Raw genomic sequence first — 15,766 nt, 5'->3', positions numbered from 1 at the left:
TCACAGGTCTGCATCCCAAGCATCCATCGCCTCGCTCACAGTAGCCAGCCAGCGGAGATGATCGTTCTGTATGGCATTGGCGACGTGTTTGGCGGTGTTGGCTTCGATCCAAGATGGGAGGCTATGTGTGCAGCCCGAGTACAGGCTTGCGGTCATAACAGCGAATCGCCCCGTACTCGTAGCTTGGAGGCACACATAACGCACTGCGGCGCCACTGTGCAACCGACGCCAAGCCACCACCTCGATACAGTCCATGGAGCTCACCGGAGCCTCTGCGGTGGGACTCATTAACGGTTCCACCTGGGCATCTCCCGCTGCTATGACTAATCGGCTAGGCGATTCTCGTCTGTGGACAAGATGCTTCAACTGCTCCCGCGAGGCGATTATCTGATCTCGAAGTTCATCGGGATCGATGGACATCCCACCCTCCGGTGTCACCTTGAGGGTCTTCAAGGAGTTCGCCGCCAGGATGAACTCGCGTTCGCGCGCTTTCTCACGCTCGGAGCGGCGGTCGGGATAGAGGATGTTAAAGACGCGTTTCAAAACCTTCAGCATCATTCCTAGCCTGAATGGAGGGAGGCAAGCTAAGACGATCATACCTTACAGCTTCAATGATGCTCACTCTGCCAATGGTTGTACTACCCCCCTAAAAGGTCTCCTGTTCAACAGTCACAATGTGAGTCAAGACGGAGCTGAGGAATCGCAACTTTGTAGCCAACAACTTCAGGGGCGAACGCAGCTCGCCCACCTACACACCTACACAACCTTCGTACCTCCTTGTCCATTAAGGGTTCGATTCCCTTCACCCGCTCCAATCGAATTGTGGTCCTGCGTCGTGGTGGTTTTGACGGGGGATTAAAAAACCGGCTCTTGGTGGCCGGTTTTTTTTGGTCTCGATTTATGGGATCTCAGCAAATATAGAAAGGAAGCAAGGATGCACCTGATCGATTCATATCTGCCTGTGTACCAATTCCGTGAACTGCATGCATTGGACATCCCGACAGATCCGCCCAACGCAATGGCGGCAATCCTGGCCCATCGCCCCGAAGACGTCCGCTTGTTTCGGTACGCAATCAAGCTTCGCGAATTGCCGATGCGCCTGTTGGGCCATTCTCAATCCCACCGCACCGCTCAATCCGCTTCATTCGGTCTGGACAACTTCACACTGCTTCAGCGCCACGGCGACGCAGAGATTGCCTACGGGCTCGCCGGCAAGCTCTGGAAAGCCGACTACGGCCAAGTCCCCATCGCTGATGCCGAGGCGTTCGAGGCCTTCAACGAGCCGGGAAACGTGAAGCTGGCGATAAATTTCACCTGCGAGCTGCTGCAACCAGGCCTGACCAGAGTTACCACCCAGACGCGGGTGCAGTGCATCGATGCTGATGCGTTGCGAAGTTTTACTGCCTATTGGTATTTGATTCGTCCGGTCAGCGGCCTCATTCGTCGACGCATGTTGAAGGCTATTGCGAGGCGATGCGCGGCAGGAGCTTTGGAGCGTACGTCAGGGGACCACACCGATGATTTGATTTAGTGACAGCGAATCAAACATGTTTTACGGCAAAAGCGATGACCGCAAACATGGTCAGGGCAAACGCAGCACCGATGCTGAACGGCAGCAACGTAACCCGGACTATAGCCGGGGCCGGGCGCCTCATTTCTTCGGCTAGCGCTTCCACCTCTTGATGCAATTGCTCGATGCTCGCTTGATAATTACGAGGTGTGGACACGTCTCTTTCTCCTCCAGGGCTGCGGCTCTTGCTGAGTCTTTGAACTACTCCGGGCAAAGCGCAGTACTTTATAGCTCAAGTACCGTAGTGTGGGTATTGGCGCATCGTGGCGAACCAGCGTTTAGATTCTAATCCCAAAACCCACAACAGCGACAATGGCGGTCATTACCGCTGCCCCAACTGCGTACGGGTACCATAAGGCTTCATGCTTGAGCTTTGTTTCCTCGGCCGTAAGCTTACGAGTCTCAGCCAACAATTTTCGGGTTTCGACCAGCAGTTTCTCAAGTTCCAAATTATCGCGGTCGTCCTGGAGCATCGATCCTCCTTTAAGGGTTAAGCCACCGCCCTAAGCGTCTCTTTCTGCGAAGCCGGGAGAACCTGCCCCACGTCAATCGCTCATCGCCAACCGTTCATTTCGTCTGAGGAACACTATTTCCTATCCGCTCGGTTACGGATAGCGGGTGATTTCCGCGTGGTTTGTAGGCAAAACCAGCAGGTTGCGTACGACAGACAACGGTCTCAATCGCCAACCAAATGCCCCAACGGCAACGGCCCCGGCGCCTTCACCGTATTGATCGCAAAATTGCTGCGAATATCACTGACACCTGGCAGCTTCAGTAGCTTGCCTGTGACAAAACGGTCATAGGCCCGCAAGTCCGGCACCACCACCTGCAGCAAAAAGTCGGACTCGCCCGACACCAGGAACGCCGAGATCACCTCGGGCAACGCGGTCACCGCCTGACGAAACGCCTCGGCTCTTTCGTCGGTGTGCCGTTCGACCTTGATGCCGACAAAGATCGTCATCCCGAGGCCCACTTCATCGCGGTCCAGGATGGCTTGATAGCCGCGAATCACCCCCGCTTCTTCGAGCATCCGCACACGGCGAAGGCATGGCGAAGGTGACAGGCCAATTTCTTCGGCCAGTTGCACGTTGCTCAACCGGCCGTCCCGTTGCAGTGCGGCGAGGATTTTGCGGTCGAAGGCATCAAGCTTCATGATTTGGCATTTTCCGATTGAATTACTGAACTGCTTGGCAGGTTATGCCAATTTCCAAAGCTTGAGAAGCTGACTACGCAACCACCTGCCCTGCCCATCGGCCATAGACTGGCACTTCCAATTCACTGAATGCGGGGGGCCGCGATGACAGAGCTCTGGTTGTTTTTCATGGCGTTGACGGTGGCGTACTTGTTGCCCGGGCCGGACATGATTCTGGTGCTGCAAACCGGCGCCCGTCAGGGCAAGGGCGCGGCGCTGGCGACAGCGGTGGGCCTGGGCGTTGCTCGGGCATGTCATGTCGCGTTGGCAGCGATGGGGCTCTCCGTGTTGTTCAAGACGGCGCCCTGGACCTTTGATGTGGTGCGCCTGGCCGGGGCGGCTTACCTGGCCTGGATCGGCTTTCAATGTTTGCGGACGACGTTGTTGCCCAGCTTCGAAAGAGACGCCGCTGCGATCGGAAAGCGGCAATGGCATCAGGCGATCCAGCGCGGCCTACTGACGAACCTGCTCAACCCAAAGGCTTTGCTGTTTTGCTCGGTGTTGCTGCCGCAGTTCATCCATCCGCAGGACGGGCCGGTGCTGGAGCAATTCGCGATCCTGGGCGTGGTGCTGGTTGGCGTCGGCCTGCTGTTCGATTCCGCCTATGCATTGATGGGTGTCGCACTCGGGCGCTGGCTCCAACGCTCGCCTTCGGCCCAGCGCGCGCAGCAGTGGCTGTTTGGCAGTGTGCTGATTGGTTTTGCGGTGCGGCTGACGTTTGTGCAGCAGTCGTAGGTCCTGTGAATAAAAAAGTCCTTTTTGGAATCGGGCTCAAAACCGGGGCTGCTTCGCAGCCCAGCGGGAGCAAACTCCCTCGCCACGCCAGGCCCCGTCTCATCCTGAAATAAAGGCACCCTCGTTCTCCCCCGTCCTTGCGTGACGCCGCTTCTAGACTTCAAGCGCAGCTCCCACCAGCCCAACCGTCGCCCATGGTGGTTATAGTGTTGATCATTCTTTTTCAGTAGGTATAGTACCCACCAAGAACACCACATGGAGGTGTTGTGAATAGCCGATTCTTGATAAGCCAAATTGTTGCGGATGGTTGGTATCTGGTGCGTATCCGAGGCAGCCACCATCATTTCAAACACCCGACCAAACCGGGGCTGGTCACGGTTCCTCATCCCAAGAAGGACCTGCTCAAGAAAACGGCAATCAGTATCTTGCAACAGGCCCTTCTCCAGACGGCCAGTTGCCCCGCTTTTCCGGAGGACGATTGAATGCTTTACCCGATTGCGATTTCCATGGGCGATGACAAGCACGCCTGGGGTGTTGAGGTGCCGGACATTCCGGGTTGTTTTTCCGCAGGTGATGACCTGGATGAGGCCATGGCGATGGCGCGTGAGGCCATCGAGGGCCATTTCGAGATTCTGGCTGAGGACGGCTCACCGATTCCATCGGCCAATACTGTCACCCTGCACGCCGCCAATCCGCACTATGCTGGCTGCACCTGGGCGCTGGTGGACATTGATGTGACCAAATACCTGGGCAAGGCGCAGAAACTCAACATCACGTTGCCCGGCTACCTGCTCAACCGGATTGATGAATATGTGTTGCACCATCCTGAAGAGAAAAGCCGCTCAGGCTTCCTGGCATCGGCAGCGTTGAAGGTGTTGCAGCAAGGGCGATGAGCAATCGCTGCTAAGAAAAGAACCAGTGGGAGCGAGCCTGCTCGCGATAGCGGTGTGTCAGCGCCCTTGATGTTGCTGACCTGACGCCATCGCGAGCAGGCTCGCTCCCACAGTTTTCAACAGCTCCTATTTGCTGTCCGACTTGGACTCCTGCATCTGTACCGAAGACTTGGTGCCATCGGTGTTGTCCTTGGTCTCGTTATCCGAGTTGTCAAAACAGCCATGCAGGGCGAACAGGCAGCAGGCGAGGCAAAGCGTGCGGGCGATATTCATGTCGTACTCCGATGCTGAGGGCTTTCAGGAGTGACCTGTGAGCGTGGCAATGGTTGCGACTGTCATCGTGCCGGACGATGAACGTCGAAGGGGAACGCTTGCGGTTGAAATGTAAGTAGAATTTTCACCGACTCGTTGCTGTCACACCAGACAGGTGCATCCAATAAGGAAACACGGCAATGACGTTCGCAAAGATCGCACAAAAACTTTCCCTCTGGGCGGGGAGCCCCAAGACATTCCTGGGGGCCATCGTGTTGTTGACGCTCTGGGCTGCCAGCGGACCTTTCTTCGGTTTCAACGACACCTGGCAATTGATCATCAACACCTCGACCACCATCATCACCTTCCTGATGGTGTTCCTGATCCAGAACACACAGAACCGCGATACGGATATCTTGCATCTGAAAGTCGATGAGTTACTGCGGGCGTCCAAGGACGCGCAGAACGCAATGCTCGGTCTCGAGTCGCTCGATCTCAAGCAGCTTGAAGCCCTGAGGAAGCAGTATCAGGACATGGGAAAAGACGAAGCCAAGAGCCTTGACGGTATTGAGCAAAAGAACAAGATCGACTTGAACCAGTGCTGATGCAGATGCGCGAGTGGTCCATGCCACTCGCGCATTTTTCAACATCAGGGCAACGGGTTGCCTCCCGTCACGCCAAATACTTCCCCGGTGATATAACTCGACTCTTGCGATGCAAGCAGCACATAAAGCGGCGCGCATTCCGCAGGCTGTCCAGGACGCTTCATTGGGACCTGGGAGCCGAACGTAGGAATCTTCTCCCTGGGTTGCCCACCGCTGGGTTGCAGCACGGTCCAGATCGGCCCCGGCGCAACCGCATTGACACGGATGCCCTTGCTGATGACTTGCCCGGCCAACGCCTTGGTAAACGCCACGATCGCCGCTTTGGTGGTGGCGTAGTCCAGCAGCGTCGCGGACGGATCGTAGGATTGGATCGACGCGGTATTGATGATGGTCGCACCGGCCGGCATCAGCGGCACCGCGGTCTTGCAGATCCAGAACATCGCATAGATGTTGGTTTTCATGGTGTCGTCGAACTGCGCGGTGGTGATGTCGGCGATGTCTTTCTGCGCCTCCTGCTTACCGGCGACATTGACCAGGATATCCAGGCCGTCGAGTTGCTGTTGCGCCATCTTGACCATCTGCGCACAGAACGCTTCGTCCTTGAGGTCGCCCGGAATGGCGATGGCCTTGCGCCCCTCAGCCTTGATCAGCTCAATAACCTGCTGCGCGTCGCGCTCTTCACTGGGCAGGTAATTGATCGCGACATCAGCGCCTTCCCGGGCGTAGGCGATGGCGGCGGCGCGACCGATCCCGGAGTCGCCGCCGGTGATCAGCGCCTTGCGCCCTTCCAGGCGTCCGAACCCCTGATAACTTTTTTCACCATGATCGGGTTGCGGCAGCATGTCCTGGTCGATGCCTGGCGGGGACTGTGGCTGGTCCGGAAACTCCGGACGCGGGTATTGGGTCAGCGGATTCTGCATCGCGTATTGGTTGGGTTCTCGGCGTGTAGACATCGAGGTTCTCCTTTTCGGCGGGCAAAACGAGCCGGGACGCTGGCGTCCCGGTCCTGAACATAAACAGGTGCAGAGGATCAGCGGCTGGCCTGCAACGCCCTGGCCATCTCGAGATGGGTTTGCAGCTTGGGCAGCGTTTCGTCAGCGAACGCCTTGATCTCCGGCACATCGGTGGTCTGGGCCTGCTGCTGGATCTGCTCGATGGCTTCTTCAGTGGCCTTGACCTGGCTGGCGGCATAAGCCGCTTCGAACGACTCGCCCTCGGCCACTGGTGGCATCAGGGTCTTGGCCTTGTCCGCCACTTCTTCCCGTGGCGCGACAGGCAAGTCGAGCTTCTTGGCGATTTTCGCCAAATGTTGGTTGGCGGTGGTGCGGTCGTTGATCACCATGATGGTGTAGTCCTTGACCTCCCGTGACTCCGCTTTCGAATGCGCCTCACGGCTGGCCTCGATGTCGGCCATGCCTTTGGCGGATGCATCGTTGATGAATTCGACAGGTGACTGGGCCCAGGCGCTATTGGCACCCAGGCCCATTAGCACGACAACACTGGTGGTACGTAAAAAGGTGGCCATCCGGCTCATGGTCGCGCCCTCCTCTGAAAGAAAAATCGCGACGGAATCTACGTCGCGGAAATCAGAACCACCGTTGGATATTCAGCGAGACGTGCGACCCGGCTTGCGGCCAATCTCGGCTTTCAGCGGGCTTTTATCGACGCTCGCGATGGTGGTTCTCCCACTTTTGCGACCCGCTTCGGACACCTTCGTTCGATCGTGAGCAATGTTTCCCGGATAAATGTTGCTTGACCCGCGCATAGCCCGGCCCTCCGTATTGCAAGAAATGACGGGCACGCATGCCCCGTATTTCATTTGAAATGGCCCAGGTCTCAAGGTTTGGAAAACACGCGAGTGCCACGACGAACGGTGGCGCGCAATTAAATGCCGAAGGCTCGGTGGTTGTGGCGCTTGGCGGCGTACATCGCTTCGTCGGCGTGGCGGAACAGGGTGATGTCTTCGGTGCCATGGTCGGGAAAGCACGCCACGCCGATGCTCGGTTCGATACTCAGGCAGTGACCATCCAGCCGCAGCGGCTCAGCCAAGGCACGGCGGATTTTTGCTTGCACCCGCTCGGCGTCCGTGACGTTCTGGATGCTGTGCAGCAGGACGACAAATTCATCACCGCCGATGCGCGCGACGGTGTCTGTTTCGCGTATGCAGCCCCTGAGCCGACTCGCCACCGCTTGCAGCAGCATGTCGCCAACACCATGGCCATACGTGTCGTTGACCTGCTTGAAACGGTCCAGGTCGATATAGAGCAAGGCCATCCGCCCCGATGCGGCACGGGCCGTGGCCAGCGCAGCCTTGAACCGCTCGCGCAGCAATTCGCGATTGGGCACTTGGGTCAGTTGGTCGTACTGCGCCATGTGCTGCAATCGGGCGTGCAATTGCTGGCGCTCGATGGCGAGGGTGATCTGAGCACAGACGTATTGCAGCAATTCCTTGTCTTGCTCGGTATAGCGTTCGCTGTCCGGCGCACTCTTGACGATCAAGGCGCCGATCGTACCGTTCTGCGAATTCAGCGGCACGCCCAGCCAACAAGGCGCCTGCGGCGCAGACACAAGGTCGCGGAATTCTGCGGGCAAGGAACTGCAACCGGGGGTGAGCAGGATCGGCTGGCCACTGCGGATGACTTCGGCGCACAAGCGTCCGATCATCGTGCCAGGCAATTCGGGTTGTCGCTCTCGATCGTCGACGTGGTACGCAAAGTCGATCTGCTCGCATTGCTCGTCATACAGCGCCACCGAAAAATTCAGCGCCGGCAGCCACTCGCCGATGATCAGGTGGATCCGCTTGAACAAGGCCAGCAGGTCAGCAGCGGCATGGGCTGCCTCGGAAATCGCATACAACGCCGCCTGACGGGACTCCGCCTGCTTGCGCTCGGTGATGTCACGCGCCACGGCGATGCGCAGCTGGTCAGCCTCCGACCAGCGCGCCGACCACAGGATATGCACTACACCACCGTCCTTGCGCAGGTAGCGGTTCTCGAAATTGAGCTTGGGCTCGCCCTCCATGATTTCACGCGCGGCCTCGAGGGTCCGCTGGCGGTCGGCGGGATGCACCAGGTCGATCATCCGCCGGCCGATCAGTTCCTGTGGCGTGTAGCCCAGAATGCGCTCGCACGCCGCGCTGACGAACACGATACAGCCTTGGGCGTCGACGGCACATACGGCGTCCAGCAGCAAATCGAGGTAGCTGGCCAGCGGCGCGGAACTTCGAATATCCATGACGCGATAAGCCATCCGGGTGATACAGCCATGGGGGAACCGGGCATCCGTCATTCGCGCCGCCCTGCAGACGTACGCAATCACGTATACCCACGTTATCGATGAGGATAGCGCAGGCAATCGGACCGCCCCTGGAAAATTGACATCATTTTGCCAACACACGATGGACACGACCGAAGCGAAATCCGTATTCGATGGGTTGGCCAAGCGCTCAGGGTAGCCAAACCCCGCAATTTCACGGGTCGAACCCCCACTCCCACGCCGCAAATGGATTCCCCGTCCAGCTCCCTAGGCAAGATCCTACGCGCAACTCTCCGATCACGCTCAAACACACCGGAAACAGCCGATTCAAAGCCCTGCCCAACAGTCTGTAAAGTCTCGACATACACACAAAGTGAAACACCCACGGACAGCAACACATAACCAAGGAATGTACTCGAACCATGAACCAGACTGCGCTACCACCCCATCGCTTCACCAACTATCGCAAGGTGATTTCCCTGGCGGACCAGGATTGGCAGAACGCCCATGTTGGAAAAGCCGCGGGGCTGAATGTGGAGGTCAAGAGCCCCAATGTGTTGGTGGATCAATACGGTCGCACCCTGCATCACTTCTGTACGACGTCCTACTTGGGCCTGGATTATCACCCCGCCTTGCTGGACGGTGCCATGACGACGCTTTGGGAAGCCGGAACCCTGCGCGTTGCCAACTCGAAAAATCGCTGCAAGCTGGAAATCCTCGACCAATACGAAATCCAACTGTCGGAGTTGTTCGGCGCCAGTTGCCTCAGCGCATTGTCTTGCAGCGCAGCAAGCTCAGGGATACTGCCCTTGCTGGCCAGTGGTGCCTTGACCGGCAATCGACCGCCGGTCATGGTCTTCGACAAGCAGGCCCATTATTCGATGAACCATATCAAGGCCGCCTGCGCGGATGAAACCCAGGTCATCACCTGCCCGCACAACGACATGGATTTCCTCGAAGACGTCTGCAAACGCCACGCTAACGTGACCTACGTGGCGGACAGCGCCTACAGCATGGGCGGCATGGCGGACCTGGATAGCCTGATGTACCTCAAGCAGCGCCACGGCCTGTTCCTTTATCTGGACGACTCCCATGCGTTGTCCGCCGTGGGACCCTCCGGCATTGGCCTGGTGCGATCGCGAATTCCGGCGGTTGACGACCGCACCCTGATTGTCGCTTCGCTGGCCAAATCATTCGGTGCCAGCGGTGGATTGGCCATGTTTGGCAGTGAACGGCACAAGACTCTGGTGCAACGTTACGGCGGCCCAAGCAATTGGTCGCAAAGCCTGAACTCCGCCGCTATCGGCGCAGGCATGGCCTCGATCAGCTTGCACCGCAGTCCCGAATTCAGTTCGTTGCAGGAACGTTTGCAAGCTAATATCCGCCTGTTCGATAGCCTGATCCGCACCGAACAGTACGCCAGCCCCATGGCGATCCGGCTGGTGCACTGCGGCGAGGCGGCCCTGGCCACGCGTCTCGCGGTCGAACTCGCCGAACTGGGGTATTTCACCTCAGCGGTCTTTTTCCCCGTGGTGCCACAAGACAAAGCCGCGATCCGGATCACCCTGCGTGCCGACATGGAGCCGGAGGTGATTCGTTCGTTCTGCGAGCAGGTCATCGACCTGCTATTGGCCCACGGGCGCGACACCCGCCCTTGAATCGAGCCCTTGATGAACAACCGCACAACCCTGATCGTCACCTGCGCCACCGTTTTCCTCGCACAACTGGGCATGAGTATCTACCTGCCGGCCGTGCCTGACATTGCCCTGGACCTCAAGGCTAATGCGGCCCAGGTGTCGTGGGGATTGTCGGTCTACCTGATCGGCATGGCGCTGCCCATGCTGTTATGGGGCAGCCTGAGCCAGCGGCTTGGGCGCAAACCCGTCTTGCTCGCGGCATTGGTCCTGTACGGCCTGGGCAACCTGGCCTTGCCGTTGGGCACGTCACTGGAAACATTCCTGGCGTTCAGGTTGATTCAGGGCATCGGTGCCAGCGGTATTTCGGTGATGGCACGGGTGTTGATCCGCGACACGTTCAGCGGCGACCTGCTGGCCAAGGCGCTGTCGTGGATATCGATCGCCTTCGTGGTTGCCCTCGGCATCGGCCAGTACCTCGGTTCGTTGATCCAGGTCGCTTTCGGGTGGGAGGCGATTTTCCTCGGCTTGGGTGCGGTCAGCCTGGCGATGGCGGCGGCGGTGTCCAGGGCCCGGTTCCCGGTATTGGCGGAAGTGAGTGGCGGGCAGTCGGCGTGGCGGGTATACGGGCAGATCATCAGACATCGCGGTTTTCTGCTACCTGCACTGGCAGGTGGGCTGGGGTATGGCGTGATCATCGCCTTCAATACCGGCGCGCCGTTGATCTTGCAGGAAAGCTTCCATTGGTCCGCCGTCGAGTACGGCCTGTTGGGTTGGCCGATCAGCGCGGCGTACCTGCTAGGCGCGCTGGCGGTGAATGCATTCGTGCTACGCACCGGCCAGCGTCGATTGATGGGTTGGGGCATCACGCTGGTGCTGGGTGGCAGCGTGACCATGCTGGCGGGGAGCATCGCATTGGGCAGTGTTGCCCTGCTGTTCTGGCTCCCGTACTGCTTCGCGGTGTTCGGCCAGTCGTTGAATTACCCCATCAGCCTGTCATTGGCGAACGAGGGCTCGCCGGTCGCCGGCGCATACGCCATGGCCCTGAGCGGTTTCCTGCATCAGTTGTTGGCCTCGGCGATCGGCGCCTTGGCCAGCCTGTTGTTGAGTCAACAGGCCTGGCCATTGGCGCTGCTGTGCACGCTGTTGGCAGTGGCGGCGATGCTGTGCGCCAGGTTCATGCCGCCTCGGGCCAGTTAGAATGCGCCGCGGAAAATCTCCTCGATCTGGCGCTGGTCCGCCGCTCTCGGGTTGGTCAGGCCGCAGGCGTCCTTCAAGGCGTTGGCGGCGAGTACCGGCACGTCATTGAGGCGCACGCCCAGCTCACGCAAGCCCGCTGGAATGTCCACATCCACGGCCAGGCTGCGAATCGCCGCGATGGCAGACTGGGCGCCTTCTTCAGGGCTGAATCCACGGATATCGGCCCCCATGGCATGGGCAACATCCGTCAGCCGGGCGGCACAGACCGTGGCGTTGAAACTCTGTACATGGGGCAGCAATACCGCGTTGCACACGCCATGAGGCAGGTCATAGAAGCCGCCCAACTGGTGCGCCATCGCATGCACGAAACCCAGCGAAGCATTGTTGAATGCCATCCCCGCGAGGAACTGTGCATAAGCCATGTTCTCCCGCGCTGCCAAGTCATTGCCGTCACGCACGGCCAGGCGCAGGTTGTTGCTGATCAAGGTAATCGCTTTGAGGGCACAGGCGTCGGTGATGGGCGTGGCGGCGGTGGAGACATAAGCCTCGATCGCATGGGTCAGCGCATCCATGCCGGTCGCGGCGGTCAATCCTTTGGGCATCGCCACCATCAGGGCCGGGTCGTTGACCGACATCAGCGGCGTGACGTTGCGGTCGACGATGGCCATTTTCACGTGGCGCGTCTCGTCCGTGATGATGCAGAAACGGGTCATTTCACTGGCGGTGCCTGCCGTGGTGTTGATGGCGATCAGCGGCAGTTGCGGCTTGCTGGAGCGATCGACGCCTTCATAGTCGCGGATCTGCCCGCCGTTGGTCGCGCACAACGCGATACCCTTGGCGCAATCATGGGGGGAGCCGCCACCCAGCGACACGATGAAATCGCAGCGGCTTTCCTTCAGCAGGCCGAGCCCGAGTTCAACGTTGGCGATGCTCGGGTTGGGCTTGGCACCGTCGTAGATCACCGCGTCGACATCCTGTAATGCCAGCAATTGGGCCACCTTGGAGGCGACGCCGGCCTTCGCCAACCCCGCGTCGGTGACGATCAGCGCCTTGCGAAAGCCGTAGTTGCGGATGGCGGTCATCGCCTCGTCGAGGCAACCCAGGCCCATGATGTTCACGGCTGGAATGAAAAAAGTGCTGCTCATGGGGACACGCTCCTGAAAGAGGCCGGATCGGCAGGGGCGTACAGGATTGACCGACTGGTCACAACGTATCTTGATCTGGCTCAAGACTGGGTCGTGATAAAGTCACGCCCTGCCTTTGCCACGTTTTGAGATGACTTTCGCAATGACCGATTTCCAGGAATACGACGCCCGGCTCGAAGAGTGGGAGACCTTGCGCGCCAGCACCGCCTTCAGCGGCCTGTTGGTGGGTAATGGCGCCAGCCGCGCCGTGTGGGACGATTTCGGCTATGACTCGTTGTTCGAGAACGCCCGTACCGTCGAGGAAAAACCCCTGAGTCCGTCGGAACTGAGCGTGTTCGATGCGCTGCAGACACGCAGTTTCGAACAGGTGCTGGGTGCGCTGAAAACCACCAGCCGGGTCAACAAGGCCCTGGCAGTGAGCTCCGCCGCGCCGCGCAATCGCTACTACGCGATCAAGGAAGCGCTGATCAACGCCGTGCACGCCATGCATATCCCCTGGCGGCTGGTGCAAGCGTCAACCCTGCAACACCTGAACCAGGAACTGGGCCGCTACCGCACGGTGTTCACGACCAACTACGATTTACTGAGCTACTGGGCGATCCAGCGCGCTCCCGACACCGTCACCGACCTGTTCCTGGGAGCCGATCACAGCTTCGACCTGAGCCAGGCCAACACAGACAAACCGCGCCTGCTGTACCTGCACGGTGGCTTGCATCTGGTGCGTAACCAGGACGGCACGGCGCGCAAGCTCACCTCCACCGAGGGCACGCTGCTCGGCAGTTTCGCCATCAACAACACCCTCAAGACCCTCGATGATGTTCCACTGTTCATCAACGAAGGTCCGAGCCAGGACAAACTCAAGACCATCCACAGCAGTGACTACTTGTCGTTCTGCTACGACCAGTTGCTGCACCACGGCGACAACCTGTGCCTGTTCGGCCACGCCCTGGGCGAGCAGGACAGCCATATCGTGCATGCGCTGCGCCAAGCCGCGCCGAGGACCATGGCCATCTCGATCTACCCGCGGAGCCAGGCCTTTATCCAGCACCAGAAACGGCATTACGCCAAGCTATTCCAAGGCCTCGACATCGAGTTGCGCTTCTTCGATGCCAAGAGTCATCCACTGGGCGATCCGAAGCTGGCGGTGCCGGTGGAGGTCTAGCCTCCCGGTGGTGCCTACAGGGTAATCGCCGTGCCCAGCAACGTCAGGAATCCGGCCAACCAGTTCGGATGTGCCGGCCAGGCCGGTGCCGTGGCCAGGTTGCCCTGGACATGGCCTTCGGTCACCGGGATGTCGATAAACGTCCCGCCGGCCAGACGCACTTCCGGGGCACAGGCCGGATAGGCGCTGCACTCGCGGCCCTCCAGGATGCCCGCCGCCGCGAGCAATTGCGCACCGTGGCACACCGCGGCGATCGGCTTGCCGGCCAGATCGAAATCACGCACCAGTTGCAGGACCTCTTCATTCAAGCGCAGGTATTCCGGAGCGCGACCGCCCGGCACCAGCAGCGCATCGTAATCGGCGGCCTGGACCTTGGCGAAGTCATGGTTGAGGGCAAACAAATGCCCCGGTTTCTCGCTGTAGGTCTGGTCGCCCTCGAAATCATGGATCGCGGTACGGACCGTCTGGCCGGTCGTTTTTCCCGGGCACACGGCATGCACCGTGTGGCCGACCATTTGCAAAGCCTGGAACGGCACCATGACTTCGTAATCTTCGACGTAATCGCCGACCAGCATGAGGATTTTCTTGGCGGCCATGGAATGGGCTCCTTTGGAATGCGTGAGGGTGAACGCATTAAAGGTAGACCGCTGCAACAGCAGCCCGTCATTAACTGACAGACTGCACCGCTTTTTTGTGGGAGCGAGCCTGCTCGCGAATCAGGCAGCGCGGTTAGTCAGATGCACCGCGTTATCGTTTTTCGCGAGCGGGCTCGCTCCCACAGGGTTCAGGTCGGTGTTGTCAGGCGAGGTAACCATCCGCCCGCAGCAGCGTTTCGAGGCAGTGCTCGGTGATGTGATAGAACGCTTTGAGTTCTTCGATCCTGGCGAGCAGTTCGGCGGGATCCGCCGGTTCGGCACGCTTGACCGCGAGGATCATCTTGTTTTTGTTGGTGTGGTCCAGGGAGATGAACTCGAACACCTTCGTCTCGTAGCCGCAGGCTTCGAGGAACAACGCCCGCAAGCTGTCAGTAACCATTTCCGCCTGCTGGCCCAGGTGCAAGCCGTATTGCAGCATCGGCTTGAGCAGCGCCGGACTCTGAATCTGCAGGCGGATCTGTTTGTGGCAGCACGGCGAGCACATGATGATCGAGGCGCCCGAGCGAATGCCCATGTGGATCGCGTAGTCGGTGGCAATGTCGCAGGCGTGCAAGGCGATCATCACATCCACCGCGCTTGGCGCCACGCTGCGCACGTCACCGTGCTGGAAACTCAGGCCCGGGTGCTCCAGCCGCGCGGCGGCTTCGTTGCACAGCTTGACCATGTCTTCACGCAACTCGACACCGGTCACCACGCCTTCGGCCTGCAAGGTGTTGCGCAGGTAATCGTGGATGGCGAAGGTCAGGTAGCCCTTGCCCGAGCCGAAGTCCGAGACCCGCACCGGCTTGTCCAGGGCCAGCGGCGAAGACGTCAGCGCATGGCTGAAGACCTCGATGAACTTGTTGATCTGCTTCCACTTGCGCGACATCGCCGGAATCAGTTCGTGCTTATGGTTAGTCACGCCCAGGTCAGCCAGGAATGGCCGGCTCAAGTCGAGGAAGCGGTTCTTCTCGCGGTTGTGCTCGGCCGATGGCACTTCTCGCAGTTGCTGGGGCTTGCTCTTGAACAGCGAGCTCTTGCCCTTCTTGCTGTACTCCAATTGCGCTTCGTCGGTGATCGCCAGCAGATGCGCGTTCTTGAACGAAGCCGGCAACAGCGCGGCGATGGTATCCACGCCTTCGGCCAGCGGGAAATTCTTGGTGATGTCGCGGGTCTTGTAGCGATAGACGAAGGACAGGCAAGGCTGATCCTTGACTGTGAGCTGCTTGATGATCAGCCGCTGCAGATCGGTTTCGTCACCGACATACTTGGCCAGCACCAGCTTGATGAACGCGTTCTGCTCGAGGCTGGTGTGCAGCAGCGCGATGAACTGAGCGTGATGATCCGGCGCGGAACGGGCGGGAGTTGCGGTAACGGACATGGAAAAGCGGCCTCGGGGCGGGCGGATCGGGAATGGCGGCTATTTTAGGGGGGATGGGGTGCCAGGGCACGGGGAATTTCCCCAGCGGTGCTAAATTCGCAGCGTAA

19 protein-coding genes are annotated in these 15,766 nt (G+C 59.4%); 8 read left to right on the top strand and 11 right to left on the bottom strand.

The features are described from left to right. Positions 1 to 555, bottom strand: coding sequence for a hypothetical protein (locus FHK92_RS02170; RefSeq protein ID WP_181286615.1), 555 nt, complete (start codon positions 553 to 555; stop codon positions 1 to 3). Between the two features lie 379 nt (positions 556 to 934). On the opposite strand from FHK92_RS02170, the gene FHK92_RS02165 reads away from it, so the two are divergent. Further along, positions 935 to 1,531, top strand: a complete 597-nt coding sequence (locus FHK92_RS02165; RefSeq protein ID WP_181286614.1) for a hypothetical protein — start codon at positions 935 to 937, stop codon at positions 1,529 to 1,531. Between the two features lie 10 nt (positions 1,532 to 1,541). Here the strand turns inward: FHK92_RS02165 and FHK92_RS02160 are convergent, their stop codons facing one another. From FHK92_RS02160 to FHK92_RS02150, 3 genes are all read right to left on the bottom strand, one after another. Further along, entirely contained in the window at positions 1,542 to 1,727 is a 186-nt protein-coding gene (locus tag FHK92_RS02160; protein ID WP_181286613.1) for a hypothetical protein, read from the bottom strand. A gap of 121 nt (positions 1,728 to 1,848) precedes the next feature. Then, the gene (locus FHK92_RS02155; RefSeq protein ID WP_181286612.1) at positions 1,849 to 2,043 is read right to left on the bottom strand and encodes a hypothetical protein; all 195 of its coding nucleotides are present in this window, start codon (positions 2,041 to 2,043) and stop codon (positions 1,849 to 1,851) included. Positions 2,044 to 2,246: 203 nt separating this feature from the next. Beyond that, a complete protein-coding gene (locus FHK92_RS02150; protein WP_181286611.1) occupies positions 2,247 to 2,723 on the bottom strand; it encodes an Lrp/AsnC family transcriptional regulator in 477 nt (158 codons plus the stop codon). Positions 2,724 to 2,867: 144 nt separating this feature from the next. Between FHK92_RS02150 and FHK92_RS02145 the strand changes: the two genes are divergently transcribed. The 3 genes from FHK92_RS02145 to FHK92_RS02135 all read left to right on the top strand — a co-directional run bounded on the left by FHK92_RS02145 (position 2,868) and on the right by FHK92_RS02135 (position 4,390). After that, entirely contained in the window at positions 2,868 to 3,497 is a 630-nt protein-coding gene (locus FHK92_RS02145; protein WP_181286610.1) for a LysE family translocator, read from the top strand. Positions 3,498 to 3,763: 266 nt separating this feature from the next. Continuing rightward, positions 3,764 to 3,979, top strand: a complete 216-nt coding sequence (locus FHK92_RS02140; RefSeq protein WP_181286609.1) for a type II toxin-antitoxin system HicA family toxin — start codon at positions 3,764 to 3,766, stop codon at positions 3,977 to 3,979. After that, positions 3,980 to 4,390, top strand: coding sequence for a type II toxin-antitoxin system HicB family antitoxin (locus FHK92_RS02135; protein WP_181286608.1), 411 nt, complete (start codon positions 3,980 to 3,982; stop codon positions 4,388 to 4,390). Between the two features lie 126 nt (positions 4,391 to 4,516). Here the strand turns inward: FHK92_RS02135 and FHK92_RS02130 are convergent, their stop codons facing one another. Beyond that, complete coding sequence (locus tag FHK92_RS02130) at positions 4,517 to 4,663, bottom strand: hypothetical protein (protein ID WP_181286607.1); 147 nt, start codon at positions 4,661 to 4,663, stop codon at positions 4,517 to 4,519. Between the two features lie 179 nt (positions 4,664 to 4,842). Between FHK92_RS02130 and FHK92_RS02125 the strand changes: the two genes are divergently transcribed. Then, positions 4,843 to 5,247, top strand: a complete 405-nt coding sequence (locus FHK92_RS02125) for a low affinity iron permease family protein (RefSeq protein ID WP_181286606.1) — start codon at positions 4,843 to 4,845, stop codon at positions 5,245 to 5,247. Positions 5,248 to 5,291: 44 nt separating this feature from the next. Here FHK92_RS02125 and FHK92_RS02120 read toward each other — a convergent pair whose 3' ends face one another. From FHK92_RS02120 to FHK92_RS02110, 3 genes are all read right to left on the bottom strand, one after another. Continuing rightward, positions 5,292 to 6,200: an SDR family oxidoreductase gene (locus FHK92_RS02120; protein WP_030138467.1), complete on the bottom strand. Its 909-nt coding sequence runs from the start codon at positions 6,198 to 6,200 to the stop codon at positions 5,292 to 5,294. Positions 6,201 to 6,277: 77 nt separating this feature from the next. Then, the gene (locus tag FHK92_RS02115) at positions 6,278 to 6,781 is read right to left on the bottom strand and encodes a DUF4142 domain-containing protein (protein WP_181286605.1); all 504 of its coding nucleotides are present in this window, start codon (positions 6,779 to 6,781) and stop codon (positions 6,278 to 6,280) included. 350 nt (positions 6,782 to 7,131) lie between these two features. Then, positions 7,132 to 8,481 carry a sensor domain-containing protein gene (locus FHK92_RS02110; RefSeq protein ID WP_181286766.1) on the bottom strand — a complete coding sequence of 450 codons (1,350 nt, stop codon included), beginning with the start codon at positions 8,479 to 8,481 and terminating at the stop codon, positions 7,132 to 7,134. Positions 8,482 to 8,924: 443 nt separating this feature from the next. Here FHK92_RS02110 and FHK92_RS02105 point away from each other — a divergent pair, with 443 nt between their 5' ends. Next, on the top strand, positions 8,925 to 10,160 hold the full coding sequence (locus FHK92_RS02105; protein ID WP_181286604.1) for an aminotransferase class I/II-fold pyridoxal phosphate-dependent enzyme: 1,236 nt from the start codon (positions 8,925 to 8,927) through the stop codon (positions 10,158 to 10,160). A gap of 12 nt (positions 10,161 to 10,172) precedes the next feature. Further along, positions 10,173 to 11,336: a multidrug effflux MFS transporter gene (locus FHK92_RS02100; RefSeq protein WP_181286603.1), complete on the top strand. Its 1,164-nt coding sequence runs from the start codon at positions 10,173 to 10,175 to the stop codon at positions 11,334 to 11,336. On the opposite strand, the gene yiaY is transcribed toward FHK92_RS02100, so the two are convergent. Next, complete coding sequence (gene yiaY, locus FHK92_RS02095) at positions 11,333 to 12,481, bottom strand: L-threonine dehydrogenase (RefSeq protein ID WP_181286602.1); 1,149 nt, start codon at positions 12,479 to 12,481, stop codon at positions 11,333 to 11,335. The two genes, FHK92_RS02100 and yiaY, sit on opposite strands and share 4 nt — an antisense overlap. Before the next feature lie 142 nt (positions 12,482 to 12,623). Here yiaY and FHK92_RS02090 point away from each other — a divergent pair, with 142 nt between their 5' ends. Further along, entirely contained in the window at positions 12,624 to 13,643 is a 1,020-nt protein-coding gene (locus FHK92_RS02090; protein ID WP_181286601.1) for a DUF4917 family protein, read from the top strand. 14 nt (positions 13,644 to 13,657) lie between these two features. On the opposite strand, the gene FHK92_RS02085 is transcribed toward FHK92_RS02090, so the two are convergent. Further along, positions 13,658 to 14,239 (bottom strand): DJ-1/PfpI family protein, encoded by a 582-nt coding sequence (locus tag FHK92_RS02085; RefSeq protein WP_181286600.1) that lies wholly within the window; start codon positions 14,237 to 14,239, stop codon positions 13,658 to 13,660. Between the two features lie 202 nt (positions 14,240 to 14,441). Next, on the bottom strand, positions 14,442 to 15,659 hold the full coding sequence (locus FHK92_RS02080) for a class I SAM-dependent methyltransferase (RefSeq protein ID WP_181286599.1): 1,218 nt from the start codon (positions 15,657 to 15,659) through the stop codon (positions 14,442 to 14,444). Positions 15,660 to 15,766: the final 107 nt, after the last annotated feature.

It is taken from the genome of Pseudomonas brassicacearum subsp. neoaurantiaca (assembly GCF_013608025.1).
Taxonomy (GTDB): domain Bacteria; phylum Pseudomonadota; class Gammaproteobacteria; order Pseudomonadales; family Pseudomonadaceae; genus Aquipseudomonas.
Note: the sequence above shows the minus strand (reverse complement) of the source record. Positions and strands in the feature narration are given on the sequence as shown.